Origin of the sequence: Corallococcus sp. CA054B (assembly GCF_003611625.1) — a bacterium.
GTDB lineage: Bacteria > Myxococcota > Myxococcia > Myxococcales > Myxococcaceae > Corallococcus > Corallococcus coralloides.
The window spans coordinates 28376-50320 of sequence record NZ_RAVY01000036.1 but is presented as its reverse complement, the minus strand read 5'-3'; the positions used below and the strand labels follow the sequence as shown (position 1 = coordinate 50320).

Genomic DNA, 21945 nt, shown 5'->3' with positions numbered 1-21945 from the left:
CCCGGCCCCATGCCGCCTGGCGACTGTCCCTTGAGGACGGCCCGCACGAAAAAGCGTTTCCATCCGGGACTCCGGGCGCTCCGCCGGGCGTTGGCTCCAGTGCGGACCCGCTCCCTTCCCCGGGAGCGTTCTCTGGAAGACGGGCCTACATCCTGAATCCCCAGGGTGCCCTGCCTCTTGTAGCCTGCGACGCGCATCCATGAATCCCCCCTCGGAGGCCCGCCCACAGGAAGTCCTGCTGTTCACCCTGGAGCGGCAGCGCTATGGCCTGCCCGTGGAGGACGTGCGCGAGTTGGTGCGCGCCGCGCGCCTCACGCCCCTGCCCCGGGCCCCCGACGTGGTGGAAGGCCTGCTCAACCTGCGCGGTGAGCTGCTGCCCGTGCTGGACCTGCGCCGCCGCTTCCGCCACCCCGCTCGCGCCCTGTCCCCCATGGACCACTTCATCGTCGCCTCCGCCGCTGGACGGCTGGTGGCGATGCGCGTGGACCGGGCCGAAGGGCTGCACACCGTCACCTCCGGGGAATGGGACCCGTCTCCCCGGGAGCTGCCGGGCGTGGGGTTCGTGGCCGGAGCCGCGAAGCTGACGGACGGGCTCGTGCTCGTGCACGACCTGCGCTCCTTCCTTTCCGAGGCAGAGGCCCTGCAACTCGACAGCGCGCTCGGAGCCCTTCCGGAGCCCGCTTGATTGGCGGCGTCCTCCCCCCGGGCTTCAAGGAGGTGCTCGCCCTGGTGGAGGAGCGCGCGGGGCTCGCCGCGCCCAGCTGCCTGGCCGCCGCGCTGGAAGGCATCCAGCGCGCCATGGCCCGCGCCAACCAGGACGACGTGGAGTCCTACCTGCGCGAGCTGTCGTTCAACAACGCGCTCCTGGACGACCTGCTCACCGAGCTCACCATCGGGGAGACGTACTTCTTCCGCACCCACGAGCACTTCGACCACCTGCGCCGCGTGGTGCTGCCGGAGCTGCGCGAGCGCCGGGGGCAGGACCACCTGCTGCGCGCGTGGAGCGCGGCGTGCTCCTCCGGTGAAGAGCCCTACTCCATCGCCGCGCTGCTGATGGCCGAGGGCTGGGAAGAGCGCATGACGGTGCGCGCGACGGACGTGTCGCGCACGGCGCTCCAGCGCGCCCAGCAGGCCCGCTACACGGATTGGTCCCTGCGCGGCCCCTCCGCGGACCGCATGCGCCCCCACCTCAAGCAGGAGGGCCGCTTCTACTGGCTGTCCCCGGACGTGAAGCGCCACGTGCAGCTGGGCTACCTCAACCTGGCGCTGGAGACGTGGCCCTCGGCGGAGAGCGGCCTCTGGCAGATGGACGTCATCTTCTGCCGCAACGTCCTCATCTACTTCAACCGCGCCACCATCGAGGGCGTGGCGCGCAGGCTCCATGCGTCACTGAATGACGGCGGGTACCTGTTCACGGGGCCGTCGGATCCGCCGCTCGGGGACTACGCGCCGTTCGAGCCCGTCCTCACGGAGTGGGGCGTGCTGTACCGCAAGCCCCTGGCCGGCTCGAACGCCGGGCACTTCGTCCCGCTCCAGCCTCTGGCGCCGCTGCGCGCGGATGGCACGCCCTTCCCCGTGGGCACGCCGGGTGCGACCTCCGGCGGACGTCCCGGCTCCGGTTCGTCCCCCGCGGCGGCGGGAGCCCGGCCTTCTGCGGCGGGAGGGACCGCGCCGGGAACGTTCACCGCCGGGATGTCCTCGACCGCCGGAGCGGATGGAGCGACCGCGGGGGGCTCCCCGTCTTGGACATCCGGGCTCGCGGGCGCGGGGACCGGCTCCTCCGGCGGGGCTCCCGCTTCGGGCCCCGGGACTCCAGGTGGCGGTGCACCCTCGTCGGGAGGCGCGCTCTCCGGCGCCATTCCCGCCTCGGGGACACCGGCGGTTCGCACCGGGGATGCGTCCACTTCGGGCACCCGCACCCGCTTCACGCTCAGCGTGGAGGCCCTGGAGGCCGTGCGGGCGGCGCTGGCCCGCGGCGACTGGCGCGAGGCGGCCCGGCGGGCGGGGGCCCAATCAGCCGATCCGGAAGGCGCCCTGGCCGCGGTTCGTGCACTGGCCAACCTGGATCCGCGCGCGGCGCTGTTCGCCTGCGAGGAGGCCTCGGTTCGTCACCCACTGGTCGCCGGTCTGCGGTATCTGGAGGCCTTGCTGCTCCTGGGACAGGCGCGGCTGTCCGACGCGGAGAGGTCCGCCCGGCAGGCGCTCTACCTGGAGCCGGGGCTCGCGGTGGGCCACCTGCTCCTGGGCCACGTGCTGCGCCGGCAGGACCAGACCGCCGCCGCCGCGCGGGCCTACCGCGAGGCGGAGGGGCTGTGCCGGAAGCTGCCGCCAGAGGCGCTGGTGCCGCTGGCGGAGGGTGAGCGGGCCGGAGCGCTGGCGGACGTGGCCCGCGCGGAGTGGCGGCGCCTGGAGCGGACGGAAGGCTAAAGAGGCGAGCGGATGCCGAAGCGCGAGGGAAACATCGACTGGGACAAGGCCCGGGCCCGGCTGGAGGCGCTGGAGCGCGCCACCGAGGCGCGCGACACCTTCACCGACGAGGCGGCCCTCGCCGCGCTCGACGCGCGCGCCCTCTCCCTGGCCCGCCCGGCGCAAGTCCCCGTGCTGCCCGGCAGCCAGCGGGAGATGGTCCGCTTCAAGGCCGCGGGCCAGACCTACGCGCTGGAGTCGCGCTTCATCCTGGAGGTCATGCGCGCGCCGGAGCTCACCCTGCTGCCGGGCGCGCCGCCGCTGTTGCGCGGCCTGACGCTCCTGCGCGGCGAGGTGCTGCCCGTGGTGGAGCTGGCGCCGCTGTTCGGCCGGCCCGCGGCGCAGGGCACCGGCCCCGTGCTGGTGGTGGGCACGGCCCGCGCGGAGCTGGGCCTGCGCACGGATGAGGTGATGGAGGTGGTGGTGCTGACGGGCACGGAGCTGTTGCCCGCGCCCCCCGCCCTGGAAGAGGAAGCGGGCGCGCTGGTGTCCGGCGTCAGCCCCGACGGCACGCTCGTCCTGGAGGGAGAGGCCCTCCTCGCCGACGAGCGTCTCGTGTTCGAGCTTTCCGAAGAAGGAGTCGCATGAGCATCGGGAATCGCATCGCGCTGGGCTTCGGGCTGTCCCTGCTGGTCCTGCTGATCATCGCCGCCGTGGCCTTCCAGGGCGCCCAGCAGCTCACCACCACCACCGAAGGCCTGCTGGAGTCGCACAACAACTACAAGATGCTGCGCGAGGCGCGCGCCCTCATCGTGGACGCGGAGACGGGCCAGCGCGGCTTCATCCTCACCGGCGACGAGGCCTACCTGCGCCCGTACCAGAACGCCATCACCGAGCTGCGCGCGGACCTGGACGCCCTGCGCCCCGCGATGGCGAAGTACGCCGACCAGCGCACGCGCTTCGCGAAGCTGGAGCCGCTGGTCGCGAGCAAGCTGGACGAGGTGGCCGACACCATCCGCCTGCGCCGCGAGCAGGGCTTCGAGGCGGCCGCGGCCGTGGTGAAGACCAACCGTGGCCAGCGGGAGATGGAGACCATCCGCGAGCTCATCGCGGAGATGCGCGAGACGGAGGAGGACCGCTGGAAGCTCTACTCCGACGCCGCCACCCAGGCCGCGCAGCGCAGCGTCTGGGTGCTGGCGCTGGGCACCCTGATGGGTCTGGCCATCGTGGGCGTGGGCAGCTACGTCATCACCCGCGGCATCACCGACCCCCTGCGCAAGCTCACCCTGGGCGCGGAGCAGCTGGGCAGGGGCGAGCTGGCCCACCGCATCGACGTGCGCGGCAAGGACGAGATGGCCGACCTGGCCGGCGCCTTCAACGCCATGGCGGAGCGCCGCCAGCAGGCGGAAATCCAGCTGGCGAAGCAGGCCGAGCAGCGCGAGCACACCCTCAAGACGGTGGCGGAGTTCGTCAACCAGCTGGCCGGCGCGTCCTCCGAAATCCTCGCCAGCACCACCGAGCAGGTGGCCGGCGCCCAGGAGCAGGGCACCGCCGTCACGGAGACGGTGAGCACCATCGAGGAGATCACCAAGACGTCGGAGGAGGCCGCCGGCCGCGCCCGCGCCGTGAGCGAGTCCGCCCGTCACTCCGAGGAGGTGGGCCGCTCCGGCCGCCGCGCCGTGGAGGAGGCGGTGTCCTCCATGGGCGCCGTGCGCGAGCAGGTGGAGTCCATCGCGTCGCGAATCCTCGCCCTGGCCGAGCAGGCCCAGGCCATTGGCGACATCATCACCACCGTCAATGACATCTCCGAGCAGACGCACATGCTCGCGCTCAACGCCTCCATTGAAGCGAGCCGCGCGGGCGAGCACGGCCGCGGCTTCGCCGTCGTCGCCTCCGAGGTGAAGGCCCTGGCGGACCAGTCCAAGAAGGCCACCGCGCAGGTGCGCCAGATCCTGGGGCAGATCCAGAAGGCCACCCACGGCGCGGTGATGACCACGGAGGAGGGCACCAAGAGCGTGTCCGCCGCCACGCGCGTCGTCACCGAAGCGGGCGCCACCATCCAGCAGCTGGCGGACCTGCTCACGCAGGCGTCGCTCACGGCGGCTCAAATCGCCGCGTCCGCCAACCAGCAGGCCACCGGCATCGGGCAGATCCGCCAGGCGATGCACGACGTGAACCAGGCCACGCAGCAGGGGCTCATCTCGTCGCGGCAGACGGAGCGCGCGATGCAGGACATCAACGCCATGGGCCAGAAGCTCAAGGGACTGCTCGGGGAGTTCGGGCGCTAACCCATGGATCGCGACAGGCTGGCGCAGGCACTGCTGGACTCGTTCCTGGAGGAGCTGGAGGGGCACGTCGTGTCCCTCAACCGGGACCTGCTCGCGCTGGAGCAGGCCCCGGCGCGCGCGAAGGAGCTCGTCCCGGGCATCCTGCGGACGCTGCACAGCGTGAAGGGCGCGTCGCGCGCGGCCAGCGCCAGCATGGTGGAGAACGCCTGCCACCGCATGGAGGAGGTGCTGGAGCCGCTCATCCACGGGCGCGCGCCCTCGCCGGACCTCTTCGAGCTGTGCTTCGCCACGGTGGACGCGCTGGACGACGCGGGCCGCCGCCTGGCCGCGCGCCAGGAGCTGGCCGGCTCGCCGCTGGAGACGCTGCTGCCCCAGCTGGAGCGGGCCGCGCACGGCACGCCTGGCCAGGCTCCGCCGGGGCCCGCTCCGAAGCCGGCGCCCGCCGCCCCTGTTCCCAACGCGAAGCCCCCGGCCACCGCGGAGGCCGAGCCGGAGCTCGCCGTCCCCTCGCAGGCCAGCGGGGAGATGCTGCCGGTGCGCGTGTCCGGGCAGAAGCTGGACGCGCTCCTGGGCCGCAGCGGCGAGCTGCGCGTGGCGATGCTTCGCCTGGAGGGCCACGCCGAATCGCTGGAGGCGCTGCGCGACGACGTGATGGGGCTGCGCGAGCGGGTGCGCGGCACGCAGTCCGAGACGACGCTGCGCCGCGTGGAGCTGGAGCTGGGGCGGGTGGCGCGCGTGCTGGCGCAGGACCGCCGCGCGCTGTTCCAGTCCTCCACCGGCCTGGATGATGAGGTGCGCCGCGCGCGCATGCTCCCCTTCGAGGAGGGCTGCACCGGCCTGGAGCGCGCCGCGCGCGACGTGGCGCATGGCCTGGGCCGGCGCGTGCGCATGGAGGTGCACGGCGGCGGGTTGGACCTGGACCGCTCGCTGCTCCAGTCGCTGCGCGAACCGCTGCTGCACCTGGTGCGCAACGCGGTGGCGCACGGCCTGGAGTCGCCGGAGGAGCGCGTGCGCCACGGCAAGCCGGAGGAGGGCCGCGTGGTGCTGTCCGCGCGGCTTCGCGGCAGCCGGGTGGAGGTGGCGGTGGAGGACGACGGGCGCGGCCTGGACCTGGAGGCCCTGCGCGAGCGCGCGCGGACCCGGGGCATGGAAGCGCCCGAGGACGACGAGGACGCGGCGCGGCTGGTGTTCCTGCCGGGACTGTCCACCGCGCAGAAGGTGACGGCGGTGTCCGGCCGGGGCGTGGGCCTGGACGTGGTGCGCGCCCAGGTGGAGGCCCTGCGCGGCAGCGTGGAGGTGGCCTTCAAGGCGGGCCAGGGCACCCGCTTCACGCTGGACGTGCCCCTCACCCTGAGCACCCTGCGCGTGCTGCTGGTGTCCGTGGGCGGGCAGGTGCTGGCGCTCGCCAGCGAGGGCGTGGACCGGCTGTTGCGCCTGTCGCCCTCCGACGTGCGCGAGGTGGAGGGCCGCATGTCCTGGGTGACGCCGGAGGCGCTGGTGCCGCTGGCGTCGCTCGCGGGCGTGCTGGACCTGCCCCCGGGGCCGCCGAAGACGCGGCCGCCCGCGGTGGTGCTGTCCGCGGGCACCGCGCAGGCGGCGCTGGTGGTGGACGAGGTCATCGCGGAGCAGGAGGTGCTGGTGCGCTCGCTGGGCAGCCGCGTGAAGCGGGCCCGGCACGTGGCCGCCGCGGCGGTGCTGCCGGATGGGCGCATGGCGCTCCTGCTCAACCCCGCGTCGCTGGTGCGGGCCGCGGGGGGACGCCCCTCCGCGCAGTTCTTCCCCACGCCCAAGGAGCAGGTGGCGCGCCGGCGCGTGGTGCTGGCGGACGACTCGCCCACGACGCGCATGCTGGAGCAGAGCATCCTGGAGGGCGCCGGCTACGACGTCGTCGCGTGCGCGGACGGCGCGGAGGCGTGGGAGCGGCTCCAGGCGGGCGGCGCGGACGCCATGGTGATGGACGTGGAGATGCCGCGCATGGACGGCTTCCAGGTGACGGAGGCCGTGCGCACCTCTCCACGCTTCGGACGGGTGCCGGTGGTGCTCGTCACGTCCCGAGAGAAGCCCGAGGACAAGGCGCGCGGCCTGCAAGCCGGCGCGAGCGCATACATCGTGAAGAGCGCGTTTGACCCCACGAGTCTGCTGGAGACCCTGAGGCGACTGCTATGAAGACCGAACCGTTGCGCATCCTGGTGGCAGAGGACTCGCCCACCGCCCGGCGGCTGCTGGTGGAAATCCTGCGCACCGACCCGGCGCTCACCGTGGTGGGCGAGGCCCGGGACGGCCTGGAGGCGGTGGAGCTGTGCCAGCGGCTACAGCCGAACCTGGTGACCATGGACATCCAGATGCCGCGCATGGACGGCCTGGACGCCACCCGCCGCATCATGACGGAGGTGCCCACGCCGGTGGTGGTGGTGTCCACGCTGGTGGAGCGCGACATCCAGACGTCCATGGCCGCGTTGAGGGCCGGGGCGTTGGCGGTGCTCCAGAAGCCGGTGGGCCCGGAGTCGCCGGACTTCGAGGCGGACAGCCGCCGCCTGCGCGACACGCTCAAGGCCATGTCCCAGGTGAAGGTGGTGCGCCGCTGGCCGGACCGTTCCGTCGCGCCGCAGCCCCCGCCGGAGGCGACGCCCACACCCGGCGCCCGCCCGCCCGCCGTGCTGGCGATGGCCGCGTCCACCGGAGGCCCCGCCGCGCTCTACCGCATCCTCTCCGACATGGGCGGCAGGGACACGCCCCCACCTCCCATCCTGCTGGTGCAGCACATCGCGCTGGGCTTCGGCTCCGGCCTGGCCACGTGGCTGGGCACGGCCACGAAGCTGCGCGTGAAGGTGGCCGAGGACGGCGAGCCCCTGATGCCCGGCACCGTGTACCTGGCTCCGGACGACAAGCACCTGGGTGTCACCATGGACCAGCGCGCGCAGGTGTCCGGCGCCGCGCCCATCCAGGGCTTCCGGCCGTCCGCCAACTGGCTCTTCCGCAGCGTGGCCCGCGCCTACGGGCAGACGTCGTTGGCGGTGGTGCTCACCGGCATGGGGCAGGACGGCCTGGACGGCATCCGGGACCTGCACCAGGCAGGCGGGCGGGTGATCGCCCAGGATGAGGCGACGTCCGTCGTCTACGGCATGCCCGCCGTGGTGGTGGCGGCCAACCTGGCGCACGAGGTCCTGCCGCTCGGGCAGATCGCGCGGAGGCTGCTGGCGCTGCTCCAGCCCACGGGCCGGCTCACCTGAAGTGTTGGTTGAGTGAAACTCATTCTCGGGAGTTCGTGGCCGGAATGGCGGGCCTGGAACGGAGTGTCAATATCGGGTCCAATCCGGGCCTCCCCCAGCCCCTTCTTCCTGATGAGCGCGCCCATAACCGGTCTGGCCTACGAAGCGGTGTTCGCCGCCATCCCCGACCCTGCCTACCTGTTGGATGGCACGGGCCGGCTGGTGTCGTGTAGCGCTGCGGGCGCCCGGGCGCTCGGCCGTGAGGCGGGCGCGCTGGCGGGCCGGCACTGGAGCGAGCTGGGCCTGCCGCAAGAGGCCCTGGCCGCGCTGGAGTCCGCGCGCGTCCGCGTGGTGACGCTGCGCGAGTCCACCACCGTGGAGGCGCCGTGGCCGGGCGCGCAGGGCATGTGCCGGCACGCGCTGGTGCTCACGCCGCTGGGCACGGACGCGGATGCGTCCCCGGCCGTGCTGGTGACGGCGCGGGCGCTCACGGAGGCCGAAGCCATCTATTCGCGCGCCCTGGAGCTGGAGCAGGCCGCGCGCGCGGAGGTGGAGACCGCCGAGCGCCGCCGCTCCTTCCTGTACCAGGCGATGACGACGCTGTTCACGCACCCGCCGGATCCGCAGGGCATGTACACGCTGCTCGCGCACCTGGCGGTGCCGGACCTGGCGGACTGGTGCCTGGTGGACGCGCTGGAGCAGGGCCCGTGGGTGGGCCGCGCGGCGGTGGCGTGCCTGGACCCGACGCAGCAGGAGCGCGCCCGGGGTCTGCCCATGCGCACGGAGCTCCGCGACGACGCGCCCGTGGGCCTGTTGCGCGTGCTGCGTACGGGCGAGCCGGAGCTGGTGCCCGCGGTGACGGAGTCGCTCTTGCGCGCGGCGGCGGCGGAGCCCGCGCACCCGGCGATGCTGGAGGCGTTGCAGGCGCGCTCGTACATGATCATCCCGCTGCGCGCGCGCGGCCACACGCTGGGCGCGGTGACGTTCGTGAGCTCCGGCTCCGGGCGCCGCTACGGCCCGGACGACCTGGCGCTGGCGGAGGACCTGTGCCTGCGCGCGAGCCTGGCCATCGACAACGCGCGGCTGGTGGGTGAGTCCCGCCGGGCGGCGCGCGCGCGTGAAGACCTGCTCGCGGTGGTGTCGCACGACCTGAAGAACCCGCTGGGCGTGGTGCAGCTGGGCGCGGCGCTGCTCCTGCGCGGCACGGCGGGCAAGCCGGGCGGCGAGGCGGTGGCGAAGCAGGCCACGCGCATCAACGACGCGGCGGAGCGCATGTCGCGGCTCATCTCCGACCTCCTGGACTGGGGCCGCCTGGAGGCAGGCCACCTGCCGCTGGAGCTGGGCGAGCACACCGCCGTGGCGCTGGCCACGGAGGCGCTGGAGGCCATCCGGCCGCTGGCGGAGGCCAAGGGGCTGCACCTGGAGGCGGACCTGCCCACGGAGGGCCTGCGCGTGAAGTGCGACCGCAGCCGCGTGCTCCAGGTGATGGGCAACCTGCTGGGCAACGCCGTGAAGTTCACCCCGCCGGGCGGCACGCTGGCGGTGAAGGCGGTGATGCGCAACGGCGAGGTGTCCTTCGACGTGCGCGACACGGGCAACGGCATCGCGCCGGACGCGCTGCCGCACATCTTCGACCGCTACTGGCAGGCGCGCGACGCGGCTGCCCGCGGCACCGGCCTGGGGCTGGCCATCGCCAAGGGCCTGGTGGAGGCGCACGGCGGCTCCATCCGCGCGGAGAGCATCCTGGGCACCGGCAGCGTCTTCACCTTCACGCTGCCCGTCGCACACATCGGGATGCCCGTCGCCGCTCCGCAGGCCGCCGCGACCGGCGGCCTGTCGCGTCCGCGCGACACCTACGAGCACTGAGTCTCATCCCAGATGAAGTTCGCCGGTTAGTAGCAGAAAGTGCGGTGCGGATTGGCAAGGGTAGCGGCCCAGCGATAGGGACCGCGTTGGCGGCAGACATTGCGCTCCCAGGCGCGGGGCCTGTGGCGCAGGGCCGCTACTGCGTCGACTCGCTAGCGTCCCGAGCCCCAGGTTAGAAACAAAGGTCACCTCGACGTCCGATTGCTTGAGCCAGCTGCCATGCACCGGGGTGTAGTGGACGCAGAAGGGATTCCACGTCCGCAGGCCCTCCTTGGACCCAACGCCGATGTTAGCAAGAAGCGTGTGTGGACGTTGAGGTCGTCCACCACGAGGTGAGTCCTTCTTCGCGCTTGGGGTAGCGAGGTGCGCTAGGTCCCTCCCAGCCTCCGCGAAGCAGACAACGGGCCCACACCGGTTGAAGAGCTTCTCTCAGAGGCACATCACGTCCTCGACGCGCTAGATGTACTGCGCGTCCAGACATGGCTCGCACCACGTCTCTTCACGCCAGCGCTTCAAGTCGTGCCGCTGAAAGAGTTCCCGCACCTTCTCCATCTCTACTCACAGTACGATTCCCTGCCTAACTACTTCACGTACCAGGAGACTCAGCATCCACCGGGCATATCCTTCAGGCGGACTGCTTCACACCAGCGCCACCACCAGGGAGGCCTGCCTAGCGGTGAAGCGCCGCTGATGGCCGTGACCTATCCTGAAGGGCAACGTCGAGTCTTTCACGCCATAGAGCTCTCGCTCCTGCCGCACCGTCCGCTCCGAGAGGTCAGCGGTTTGTGCAGCGGCCCCCCCCGTCCCAGCCTTCGCCCAGCAATTGCGGAGCGCGCTCGATTCAAGACCCGCACGGACTGACGGTCCCGACGCGTCAGCGCGTACGCCTCTTTCTCAGCATGCTTCAACTTCAAAGCGAACTCCTGCATGTCGCCCCATCTACCTGGGACAATATGCAGGCACGGCAGACTTCATTCGGCGGGAGGACTAGTTACTCTTCATGATGAAAAACTCGAAGGCAGTGAAGGTGCCGCCCGTAAGATTCTTGTGGGAGTCGTCCAAGCCTCCGACGAAGTGATTCAGAGGAGTCATCCTCTTTGGCAAACTTGATGGGGTATCGCTGCTCCATGTACAGAGATATTTGTAGGTCAACTACCTATTCAGCAGCCCTTGGGGCGGAGCCTGAGCGTGGCGCGTAAGGGAACGCAGGACAGCAGCCAGACGGCAAGCCTAGGCTTCGAGGCGAAGCTCTGGGAGGTAGCGGATCTCCTCCGCAACAACATGGATCCTGGCGAGTACAAGCACGTCGTACTCGGCTTGCTCTTTCTTAAGTACATTGATGATGCCTTCGCGGAGCGGGGTGAGCAACTCCAGGAGGCGGTCGCAGATCCCAAGAGCAGCTACTACATCGCAAATGCGAAGGAGCGCGAACAGGAACTAAAGGCTTTGCTGGAGGATCGGGACGAATACACGGCCGAGAACATCCTCTGGCTTCCTCCCAACGCTCGCTGGTCTTACATCCGGAACATGGCCCCGCAGCCGAACATCGGCCGGATCATTGATGACGCGATGTACGCAATCGAGAAGGAGAATCCTATCTTCACGGTCCTTCCGAAGGTTTATGCCCTACCGAACCTCACCCGGGAGAATCTCCGGGACCTGATCAACTTCGTCAACCGCATCAACCTGGGGACCTTGGAGCACCAGCGCAAGGACACTCTCGGTCGCGTCTACGAGTATTTCCTGTCCCGATTTGCTGGCGCAGAAGGCAAGGCCGGCGGCGACTTCTATACTCCCAAGAGCGTCGTCCGCCTCCTGGTTGAGATACTGGAGCCTTACAAGGGCCGCATCTACGACCCGTGCTGTGGCTCGGGCGGCATGTTCGCACAGGCACTGGAGTTCATCTTGGCCCACAACGGCCGACGTGACCAAGTCACCATCTACGGACAGGAGTCCAACTACACGACTTGGCGGATGGCCCAGATGAACCTCGCCATCCGAGGCATTGAGGCCAGCCTGGGAAAGAAGCATGCGGACAGTTTCCACGAGGACCTACACCTAGACCTCCAGGCTGACTACATCCTCGCCAACCCGCCATTCAACACCTCCGATTGGGGCAGTGAGCGGCTAGAAAATGACGTACGCTGGAAATACGGGCGCCCTCCGGCCAGCAACGCGAACTTCGCCTGGATTCAGCACATTCTTCATCACTTAGCACCCTCTGGCACCGCAGGCGTGGTTCTCGCCAACGGCTCAATGTCTTCTCTGCAGTCTGGAGAGGGTGAAATCCGACGAAGTATCATTGAGGCAGACTTAGTCGACTGCATGGTGGCCCTACCGGGCCAACTCTTCTACTCGACGCAGATCTCTGCCTGCCTTTGGTTCCTCACGAAGAGCAAGAGCACCCTAGGCCACCGCCCCAGGAAGGGACAGACACTCTTCATTGATGCTCGCAGGCTGGGACAAATGGAGAGTCGAGTGCACAGAGCACTCACTGCGGAGGACATCCAACGGGTAGCAGATACCTTCCACGCATGGCGCAATAAGGATGGCCGCTATAAGGACATACCGGGTTTCTGTAAGTCCTCCACGCTGGAGGAGATTCAGGCGCGCGACTTCGTCCTTGCCCCTGGCCTGTACGTCGGAGCCGAGGAGACCGAGGACAGTAGGGAGCCATTCGAAGATCGAATGGAAAGGCTCGTTACGGACTTGCGAGACCAACTCGCACGCTCGGAGAGATTGGAGGTGCAAATTAAATCGGCGCTAAAGGGTCTCGGTTATGAAATTTGATCCCATCGACCAGAGGGTTCCGGACACATGGACGGTGACCACCCTCGGCGAGATCTGCGACGCGTCGGGCGGCGAGATCCAGACAGGCCCCTTTGGCAGCCAACTCCATGCCTCCGACTATGTCTCCTTGGGCATTCCGTCCGTAATGCCCAAGGACATCAAGGCAGATCGAATCTCAAGCGAAGACATCGCACGTGTCTCAGAGGCTGACGCAGAGCGACTCTCGCAGCATCGACTTCGAGAAGGGGACATAGTTTGCAGCCGCCGGGGCGACGTGGAGCGCCGGGCGTTCGTCACTAAACGAGAAGAGGGGTGGCTTTGTGGAACCGGGTGCCTGCGGATCCGCCTTAATGCGTCCCAACTGCTCACTCGCTATCTCTACTACTATCTCGGACATCCGTCCGTCCGGGCTTGGATTGTCCGCCACGCCCAGGGCGCCACGATGCCCAACCTCAACACGTCCATCATGCGGACAATACCTGTCGCCTTTCCACCGCTTGATGAGCAACTCCGCATCACGTTCACACTGGGCGGGCTCGACGAGAAGATCGAACTGAACCGTCAGATTAACCAGACACTGGAAGGCATGGGTCGAGCACTCTTCCGTTCCTGGTTCATCGACTCGGACCACGACGGAGTGGTCGTCGCCAGTGGCCCGGGTCGGAGGCCCAAGGACTGGGAAACCATGCCGCTGGATCAGGTGGCCACGTTCCTCAACGGGCTCGCGCTCCAGAAGTACCCTGTGCAGCCCGGCAGGGCCGCCCTACCCGTCATTAAAATTCGCGAATTAAATCAAGGAAGCATCCGCGACTCGGCTGAGGCCTCTGCGGAACTCCCGAGTGAGTACATCGTCAAGGACGGTGACGTGCTGTTTTCCTGGTCGGGCTCGCTTGTGGTGAGGCAGTGGAGCGGAGGCCTAGGCGCACTTAACCAGTACCTCTTCAAAGTCACGTCCAGCCGCTTCCCGAAATGGTTCTATTATCATTGGCTGCAGCACTATCTTCCGGAGTTCCGGCGGATCGCTTCTGACAAGGCAATAACAGTGGGGCACATCCAGCGCCGTCACCTGACGGAGGCAGAAGTGCGCATCCCACCTTCCAAGGAGCTTGAGAGGATGGGTGGCGTGCTTGCTCCTCTCCTGGCCCGCCAGCTCGAGAACGACCTTGAGTCGCGAACGCTGGCGCGAATCAAAGATAATCTGCTGCCACGACTGATTTCGGGAGAATTGCGCGGACCTTCGGCTGATGCCCTTCAGGGAGTGCCATGAGCCTGCGCGAGTCCGCCATTGAGGAGGCCGTGCTCTGCTGGTTTCGCGAGCTGGGCTACAGCTGCGCTTCGGGGACGGCCATCAATTCGGATGGAGGGACTCCTGAGCGGAGCGGCTCCGACGAGATCATCCTAGCGGGCCGTCTCCAGGAGGCGCTCAGGCGCATCAATCCGCATCTTGAGCCCGACACTCTTGAGGGCGTAGCACGCATGCTCCTCCACCCGGAGTCTCCCTCACTGGAGGATACGAACCTCACCTTCCAGCGGCATCTAATGTGGGGGGTAGACGTTCAAGTCCGCGCAGGCGCCAATCTCCGCGGTGACAAGGCTTGGCTTTTCGATTTCTCGAGGCCGGATAACAACGACTGGCTAGTCGTCAGTCGACTGCGAGTCCAAGAGGAACGGGTCATCTTCACGCCGGACCTCGTCGTGTACATCAATGGTCTGCCGCTCGCCGTCATCGAACTAAAGAATCTGAGTCTTCCCTCTGTTTCCCTGAGAGAGGCCTACGCTCAGCTCGACAATGCCCGTAGAACAATACCGGCACTGTTCCGTACCAACGAACTCCTCGTGGTCTCGGACGGTATCGAAGCTCGGGTAGGCAGCCTGACCACGGGCTTCGAGCGGTTCAGTCCGTGGCGTACGGTTGACGGGACGACGCTTAGTCCGGCCGACACTGCCGGGCTAGAGGTACTCCTCCGAGGGCTGTTCGACCGACGGCGGCTGCTTGAGTTCATCCGACACTTCGTGCTCTGGAAGACCGAAGGCGGCTTGGTGAAGACGATCGCCAGCTATCACCAGTTCTACGCCGTCAACAAAGCTATTGAACAGACGCTCCGGGCCTCCCGCGAGAAGGGAGACAAGCGCATTGGCGTCGTCTGGCATACCCAGGGCGCGGGCAAATCAATCTCGATGGTGTTCTACACGGCCCGACTGCTCCTCCATCCGGAGATGTCCAATCCGACCGTTGTTGTTCTCACAGATCGAAATGATCTCCACCGGCAGCTCTTTTCCCAGTTCTACGCGGCCAGGGAGTTACTCCCGCCCCCCGTGCAGGCTGAGAGCCGCGAGCACCTCAAAGAGCTGATCCGGGAAAGGAGCGGCGGACTCGTATTCACGACGATCCAGAAGTTCGGAACCTCGCGTGGCGAGCGGTTCCCGCTGCTATCTGACCGACACAACATCGTGGTCATCGCTGACGAAGCCCACCGTAGCCAGTACGACTTCATTAAGGGCTTCGCTCGGAACCTGCGAGATGGGCTGCCTAATGCTTCGTTCATCGGTTTTACCGGTACGCCCCTTGATTTTGATGACAAGAGCACTCCGGCAGTCTTCGGCGACTACATCGACATATACCCTATCGACCAAGCGGTCGAAGACAAAGCTACCGTCCCACTCTATTACGAAGCCCGGCAGCTCCTATTAGCTTTGCCGGAGAATCGACGTCTGCATTTTGAGACAAACATTGAGGAGGTAACCGAGGGCGAGGAGGCACTCCTTAAAAGTTCGCTCACGACACGATGGGCTCGCGTCGAGACGCTCGTAGGCGCTGAGGATCGAATCCGCCTTTTAGCGGAGGACATCGTGCAGCACTGGCAGCGACGGCAGGAAGTGCTCGATGGCAAGGCAATGATCGTTGCCATGTCCCGCCGCATCTGCGTAGCCCTCTACCGGGAGCTGATCCGGATCCGTCCCGAGTGGCACTCGGACAAGGATGAGGATGGCGCCCTCAAGGTCATCATGACCGGGGCGGCGGACGACCCCGAGGAGTTTCAACCTCACATCCGCAATAAAACTCGCATCGCTGAGCTCGCCCGGCGATTCAAAGATCCCGAGGACCCGCTCAAGCTCGTCATCGTCCGGGACATGTGGCTCACCGATCTCGACGTTCCGTGTGCCCATACCCTCTACCTGGACCGGTGGATGAAGGGGCATGTCCTGATGCAAGCCATTGCCCGTGTCAACCGCGTCTTCAAGAACAAGCCCTCCGGGCTCATCGTGGACTACACCGGCCTGACCCAAGCGCTTCAGGAGGCCATGCAGGACTATGGGGCGGTGGTCCGCGAACACCCTGGGATTCCCATGGAAGAAGCATTTCAGACGCTCCAGAATAACTTTGGAGTTGTCCAGGCTCTCTTCCACGGATTCGACTACCAGGGGTACTTCGAACCGGACGCACCGCAGCGGCTCGCCGCACTCGCGGGAGGTGTCGACTACATCTGCGGGCTTATCGAAGGCAAGACGCGCTTCTTCACCGCAATGGATGCGCTAAACCGCGCGATCGGTACCGCTATCCACCTCGACGAGGCGCGCCCCCTTCGGAAAGAGATCGATTACTTTCAGGCCGTCCAAACCCATCTGAGCAAGTACATCGTTCGTGCAAGCAATGGCACGGACGGGGAACTGAACCTCGACGTCCAGCAGACCATCAACCGGGCTATCGAGTCAGTGGAGACGTTCGACATCTTCAGCCTGGCCGGACTCAAGCATGCGAATATCTCCATTCTCAGCGACGAGTTCCTAGAGACGCTCCAGACGAGTCCTTATCGCAACCTCCAGGTCGAGCTGCTCAAAAAGCTGCTTCAGGATGAGCTACATACGCTTCAGAAGCAGAACCTCATCCTGGCGCAGAGATTCTCGGACATGCTGGAACAGACGTTACTCAAGCGCCAGAACCGCTCGTTGGAGACGCCCCAGGCTCTTCAGGCGCTGGTCCTCCTTGCCCGAGAGATGCGGAACTCACCCCTACGTGGGCAAGAACTAGGCTTGAGCCAGGACGAACTGGCCTTCTATGACGCGCTTTCGCTTCACGGAAACGTCCGGAACCTGATTGGGGACATGGAGCTGGTAGGCATCACCCGTGACCTAGTGCAAACCATCCGGTCCTCGGTGACCATCGACTGGCTCCAGAAGGAGTCAGTCCGCGCCGATATGCGGAGGAAGCTTAAGCGGTTGCTGCGCAAGCACGACTACCCGCATGATCGCCTTGAATCAGCCGTTGCGACCGTAATCGAGCAGGCGGAAGTCCTGTGCAAGGACTGGGCGGAGGCGTCGTGACACCGAAATACGACGACCACCCAGACTTTAATGCAGAGCTCGATGCGGACGGCGCCATCACCATCGCCGGAGCGGTCTTCTCTCGGAGCCGAATTCTCTTCGATCTGGAGCAGGAGACTTATCGCCTTGCCTTGATGGATTGGCAGCGCCAGCGCCAGGAGGAGCGCAGGGAGGAACTCCGAACGAAGGTCCAAGATACGCTCACGCTCCGAGCCAACGACACCCGGTTCAAAGAGCTCGTCAAGGTTGCTCGGAATGGAGGGCTTGTCCCCTTCGTCGGTGCAGGCATAACCAAGCCTTGTAAGATGCCCATGTGGACGGAGTTCTTGATCCTGGCTGGCATTCAAGTCGGCTGCGATGCCGTTGTGACCAAGCAGCGACTAAGCCTGGGTGAGTATGAGGAGGTAGCCGAAGAACTAGTCACTAAAATGGGACCGAATTGGTTCAACGAGCACGTCGAGCGCACATTCTGCCAGGACACCCCGCTTACAGGCCCTGTTCTGCACATTCCCCGGATTACCGACGGCTGCGTCATCACGACGAACTTCGACGACGTCCTTGAGCGTGCATTCACGCAGTTTGGAAACCCCTTCACCGAAAAGATCATTGGGAAGTCCCAGACCGGATTCCGCAAGGCACTGATGGAAAAGCGTCGCTATCTCCTGAAAATCCATGGAGATGCCAAGGATCGAAGGGGGCGGGTCCTCACGATAGCGGAGTACAATGATGCCTATGGAGGTGCCTCGATCGACTTCACGCGCGAGCTCCCTAAGAACCTCAAGACAGCGTTCACCTACTCGACGCTATTGTTCCTAGGGTGCAGCTTGGAAACAGACCGCACCCTGAAACTATTCAAGCAGGTCGTGAATGACGAGGGTACAGATGATCTCGCACGACACTATGCGATTCTTGAGTTGCCAGCTGTCAATGTGGAGGAGCGGGAGCGCTTCCTGACGGAGCATCACATCTTTCCAATTTGGTTCCCTCCCAAGCGATTTGATGTAGCGGAGGCCCTCGTGGCACTTCTGGCGGAGATGGCGACGTGCTGATGCAGTCCGGCTTCGTGCAAAGCATCTTGTCCAAATGGATTAGCCCAATTCGTTGACACCTGAGATGTAATGAAAGGACTAGAGGATGTCCACGAACGAGACGAGGCCTCCCAAGCCGCATTGTGAACTCTCGGCGAGTTCGAGACCGAGACCATAAAGCTTGTGTTGGAAGAGGTGAGTCCATCGTCCAGATAGCTCACGACTTGGAGGCGCACGGCGGCTCCATCCGCGCGGAGAGCATCCTGGGCACCGGCAGCGTCTTCACCTTCACGCTGCCCGTCGCACACATCGGGATGCCCGTCGCCGCTCCGCAGGCCGCCGCGGCCGGCGGCCTGTCGCGTCCGCGCGACACCTACGAGCACTGAGTCAGCGCCCCTTCCTCCTCGCGGGAGGGCGCGCGTGCTCCAGGAAGGCGCGCAGCGCGGGGGACACCTGCGCGCGGCTGGGGAAGTAGAGGAAGAGGCCCGGCACGGACGCGGCGTACTCCTCCAGCACCCGGCGCAGCGTGCCCGCCTTCAGCTGTGCCTCCACCTGTGACTCCAGCACGTACGCCAGGCCCAGGCCGGCCTCCGCCAGTCCCAGCCAGACGCGCTCGTCGTTGGTGGTGACCGCGCCGCGCACCGGCAGCCGCCACGTGCGCGAGCCCTTCTCCAAATCCCACGGCAGCAGCGCGCCGGTGTTGGACGAGCGGTAGGTGAAGCAGTCGTGCTGGAGCAGGTCCTTCGGCTTCACCGGCGTGCCGTGGCGCTCCAGGTACTCCGGCGCGCCCACCACGATGAAGCGGAACGGGGGCGCGATGCGCACCGCCACCATGTCCCGCTCCAGGTACTCCTCCAGCCGGATGCCCGCGTCGAAGCCCTCCGCGACGATGTCCGCCTTGCGGCTCTCCACCACCAGGTCCAGCTCCACCTGGGGATGCCGCTCCCGGAACGACGCCAGCAGCGGCGTGAGCACGAAGGGCAGCGCGGTGGACGGCAGCGTCAGCCGCAGCGCCCCCGTCACCTCGCCGGGCCGCGAGGACGCATCCTTGAGCGCCCCCAGCGCCTGAGCCACGCCCGGCCCGGCCTGCTCCACCAGCCGCCGTCCCGCCGCCGTCACCGCCACGCTGCGCGTCGTGCGCGACAGCAGCGGCACGCCCAGCCGCTCCTCCAGCTGGCGCACCGTGTGACTCAGCGCGGAGGCGGACACGCCCAGCTCCGCCGCCGCCGCCGCGAAGCTGCGGTGCCGGGCCACGGCGAGGAACTGGTGCAACGCATTGAGCGGGGTCAGGGCCATTCCTGAGTTTTCTTCAGGAGTCCATCCGGATTCCAGACCTACTCCCGGAGGCGCCCGTTTCCTATCCCTTGTCCTGTCTCGCGAAAGCAGCACCCTTCCCGAGCGCGAGCAGGAGTCCTCCCATGGCATCCCCTCCCCTGCCCCTGTCCGGCCGCGTCGCGGTCATCACCGGTGCCTCCAGTGGCATTGGCGCCGCCACCGCCCTGCGACTCGCACGCGACGGCGCGAGCGTCGCCCTGCTCGCACGCAGCAAGGAGCGGCTGGACGCGCTCGCCTCCACCATCACGCAAGGGGGTGGCCGGGCGCTCGCCCTGGGCACCGACGTGCTGGACGCGAAGTCCGTGAGGGAGGCCGCGAAGGCCATCGCGGGCGAGCTGGGCGTCGCGGACCTGGTCCTCAACAACGCCGGGTTCATGCGGCCCACGCCCATGGAGGCACATCCCACGGAGGATTGGGAGCGGATGATCGACCTGAACGTGAAGGCCACCGTGCGCGTCGTGGAGACCTTCGTGGACCCGCTACTCGCGGCGGCGAAGGCGGGCGGACGCTCGGACCTCATCAACGTGTCGTCCGTCTCCGCGCAGACGGTGGCCCCGAACTTCAACGTCTACGCGGCCACCAAGGCCGCCGTCACCCACCTGTCCCGCCACCTGCGCGCGGAGCTGGGCCCCCGCTTCGTCCGCGTGATGGCGCTGGAGCCGGGGCTGGTGGACACCGCCCTGCACGAGGGCAACACCGACCCGGGCGCGCGGGCCTGGCTGGACAACGCCCGGAAGTCCCTCACCTGGATGTCGCCGGAGGAGGTCGCGGGCGTCATCGCCTTCGCCACCGCCCTGCCGCGGCACATCAACTTCCAGCAGCTCACCCTCATGCCCACCCAGCAGGCCTGAGCCGCGCCCCACGCCTGTTGCCGAGGTGGCCTTCAGCGTGCCATGCAGGCGCCTTATGTCCTTCCTGCATCAGGCGCTGGTGTTCCTGGCCGCCGCGGTCGTCGCCGTGCCCCTCTTCAAGAAGCTGGGGCTGGGGTCGGTGCTGGGCTACCTGGCGGCGGGCGCGGCCATCGGGCCGTATGGCGCGGGCCTCATCTCCGACGTGGAGAATGTCCTCCACACCGCGGAGCTGGGCGTGGTGCTGCTGCTGTTTGTGATTGGCCTGGAGTTGCAGCCGTCGCGCCTGTGGAACCTGCGCCGCTCCGTGTTCGGCATGGGCGGCGCGCAGGTGGTGCTGACAGGTCTCCTGCTCGCGGGCGTGTCGAAGGCGCTGGGTCTGTCCTGGGGCGCGGCCATCGTCGCGGGCTTCGGCCTGTCGCTGTCCTCCACCGCGTTCGCGCTCCAGCTGCTCGGGGAGAAGAACCAGCTCACCACCGAGCACGGGCAGCTGGCCTTCGGCATCCTCCTGTTCCAGGACCTGGCCGTGATTCCCCTGCTGGCCGCGCTGCCGCTTTTGGGCAGGTCCGACACGCCGTCCACGGAAGCCGGCTGGTTGATGGCCGTGAAGGCCGTGGGCGCGGTGCTGGTGGTGGTGGTGGCGGGCCGCTACCTCTTGCGGCCGGTGTTCCGCGCGGTGGCGTCCGTGCACAGCCAGGAGCTGTTCACCGCGACGGCGCTGCTCGTGGTCGTGGGCACCGCTTCGCTGGTCAGCGCGGTGGGCCTGTCCATGGCGCTGGGCGCGTTCCTCGCGGGCGTGCTGCTGTCGGAGTCCGAGTACCGCCACGAGCTGGAGGCGGACATCGAGCCCTTCAAGGGCCTCTTGCTGGGCCTGTTCTTCATCGCCGTGGGCATGTCCGTGAACCTGGCGCTGCTCGCGCGCGAGCCCCTGCGCGTGCTGGCGCTGGTGCTGGGCCTCACGTTCCTCAAGGCGCTGGTGCTGTACGGGCTGGGGCGCGTGGGGCTGAAGAAGCCGGGCTCCGCGGAGAGCCTGGCGGTGGTGATTTCGCAGGGCGGTGAGTTCGCCTTCGTCCTCTTCTCCCTGGCCGTGTCCTTCCACGTGATGGACCGCGAGCAGGCGGACCTGCTGGTGCTGGTGGTGGGCCTGTCCATGGTGGTGACGCCGTTCCTGTCCGCCATCCACGAGCGCTGGGTGGCGCCGCGCTTCAAGCACAAGGGCCCGCAGCGCGAATACGACGTGTCCCCGGAGGAGGACCACCCGGTCATCATCGCGGGCATGGGGCGCGTGGGGCAGGTGGTGGCCCGCCTGCTGCGCGCCCGCCGCATCGGGTTCACCGCCATCGACGTGAGCGCGGAGCACATCGACTTCATCCGGCGCTTCGGCAACCAGGTGTTCTACGGCGACGCGTCCCGGCTGGACCTCCTGCGCGCCGCCCGCGCGGAGAAGGCCAAGGTGTTCGTGCTGGCCATCGACGACATGGCCGCGTCCCTGCGCACCGCGCAGATGGTGAAGGAGCACTTCCCGCACCTGACCATCTACGCGCGGGCGCGCAACCGCGAGCACGCGTACCGGCTGATGGACATGGGCGTCACCCACCTCATCCGTGAGACGTTCGACGCGAGCCTCGTCATGGCCGGCGACGTGCTCCAGGAGCTGGGCCTCACCTTCGCGGAGGCCCGCCGCTCCGTGGAGCGCTTCCGCGAACACGACGAGGCCCTGATGCTGGAGAGCGCCAAGGTCTTCAAGGACGAGAAGAAGTTCATGGAGGTCATCGTCCGCGCGCGCCGTGAGCTGGAGCAGCTGTTCGAGAAGGACGAAGCCGAGCAGAAGTCGGCCTGAGCGGGAGACACA

General features: G+C 67.4%; 15 protein-coding genes. 14 read left to right on the top strand and 1 reads right to left on the bottom strand.

Annotation, left to right across the window (positions count from 1 at the left end; genetic code table 11):
• Positions 1-199: 199 nt before the first annotated feature.
• From D7V80_RS12045 to D7V80_RS41750, 12 genes are all read left to right on the top strand, one after another.
• Positions 200-685, top strand: coding sequence for a chemotaxis protein CheW (locus D7V80_RS12045; protein ID WP_120588297.1), 486 nt, complete (start codon positions 200-202; stop codon positions 683-685).
• A complete protein-coding gene (locus tag D7V80_RS12040) occupies positions 682-2427 on the top strand; it encodes a protein-glutamate O-methyltransferase CheR (RefSeq protein ID WP_120588296.1) in 1746 nt (581 codons plus the stop codon). Before D7V80_RS12045 ends, D7V80_RS12040 begins: the two co-directional genes overlap by 4 nt.
• Before the next feature lie 12 nt (positions 2428-2439).
• Positions 2440-3054, top strand: coding sequence for a chemotaxis protein CheW (locus tag D7V80_RS12035; RefSeq protein ID WP_120588295.1), 615 nt, complete (start codon positions 2440-2442; stop codon positions 3052-3054).
• The gene (locus D7V80_RS12030) at positions 3051-4694 is read left to right on the top strand and encodes a methyl-accepting chemotaxis protein (RefSeq protein ID WP_120588294.1); all 1644 of its coding nucleotides are present in this window, start codon (positions 3051-3053) and stop codon (positions 4692-4694) included. The genes D7V80_RS12035 and D7V80_RS12030 overlap by 4 nt, the downstream gene beginning before the upstream one ends.
• Before the next feature lie 3 nt (positions 4695-4697).
• Positions 4698-6860, top strand: a complete 2163-nt coding sequence (locus D7V80_RS12025) for a response regulator (protein WP_120588293.1) — start codon at positions 4698-4700, stop codon at positions 6858-6860.
• Positions 6857-7924 carry a chemotaxis-specific protein-glutamate methyltransferase CheB gene (gene cheB, locus D7V80_RS12020; RefSeq protein WP_120588292.1) on the top strand — a complete coding sequence of 356 codons (1068 nt, stop codon included), beginning with the start codon at positions 6857-6859 and terminating at the stop codon, positions 7922-7924. The genes D7V80_RS12025 and cheB overlap by 4 nt, the downstream gene beginning before the upstream one ends.
• A 111-nt stretch (positions 7925-8035) precedes the next feature.
• Positions 8036-9769 carry an ATP-binding protein gene (locus D7V80_RS12015; protein WP_120588291.1) on the top strand — a complete coding sequence of 578 codons (1734 nt, stop codon included), beginning with the start codon at positions 8036-8038 and terminating at the stop codon, positions 9767-9769.
• A gap of 1188 nt (positions 9770-10957) precedes the next feature.
• Positions 10958-12559 carry a class I SAM-dependent DNA methyltransferase gene (locus tag D7V80_RS12010; RefSeq protein WP_120588290.1) on the top strand — a complete coding sequence of 534 codons (1602 nt, stop codon included), beginning with the start codon at positions 10958-10960 and terminating at the stop codon, positions 12557-12559.
• Positions 12549-13826 (top strand): restriction endonuclease subunit S, encoded by a 1278-nt coding sequence (locus D7V80_RS12005; RefSeq protein ID WP_120588289.1) that lies wholly within the window; start codon positions 12549-12551, stop codon positions 13824-13826. The genes D7V80_RS12010 and D7V80_RS12005 overlap by 11 nt, the downstream gene beginning before the upstream one ends.
• On the top strand, positions 13823-16882 hold the full coding sequence (locus D7V80_RS12000) for a type I restriction endonuclease subunit R (protein WP_199738512.1): 3060 nt from the start codon (positions 13823-13825) through the stop codon (positions 16880-16882). The genes D7V80_RS12005 and D7V80_RS12000 overlap by 4 nt, the downstream gene beginning before the upstream one ends.
• Entirely contained in the window at positions 16879-17931 is a 1053-nt protein-coding gene (locus tag D7V80_RS11995) for an SIR2 family protein (protein ID WP_120588288.1), read from the top strand. The genes D7V80_RS12000 and D7V80_RS11995 overlap by 4 nt, the downstream gene beginning before the upstream one ends.
• A 203-nt stretch (positions 17932-18134) precedes the next feature.
• Positions 18135-18296: a hypothetical protein gene (locus D7V80_RS41750; protein WP_158616609.1), complete on the top strand. Its 162-nt coding sequence runs from the start codon at positions 18135-18137 to the stop codon at positions 18294-18296.
• A gap of 1 nt (position 18297) precedes the next feature.
• Here D7V80_RS41750 and D7V80_RS11990 read toward each other — a convergent pair whose 3' ends face one another.
• Positions 18298-19206, bottom strand: coding sequence for a LysR family transcriptional regulator (locus tag D7V80_RS11990; protein WP_120588287.1), 909 nt, complete (start codon positions 19204-19206; stop codon positions 18298-18300).
• A 122-nt stretch (positions 19207-19328) separates the two neighbouring features.
• Between D7V80_RS11990 and D7V80_RS11985 the strand changes: the two genes are divergently transcribed.
• Complete coding sequence (locus tag D7V80_RS11985; RefSeq protein WP_120588286.1) at positions 19329-20096, top strand: SDR family oxidoreductase; 768 nt, start codon at positions 19329-19331, stop codon at positions 20094-20096.
• Between the two features lie 55 nt (positions 20097-20151).
• Complete coding sequence (locus tag D7V80_RS11980; RefSeq protein ID WP_120588285.1) at positions 20152-21933, top strand: monovalent cation:proton antiporter-2 (CPA2) family protein; 1782 nt, start codon at positions 20152-20154, stop codon at positions 21931-21933.
• Positions 21934-21945: the final 12 nt, after the last annotated feature.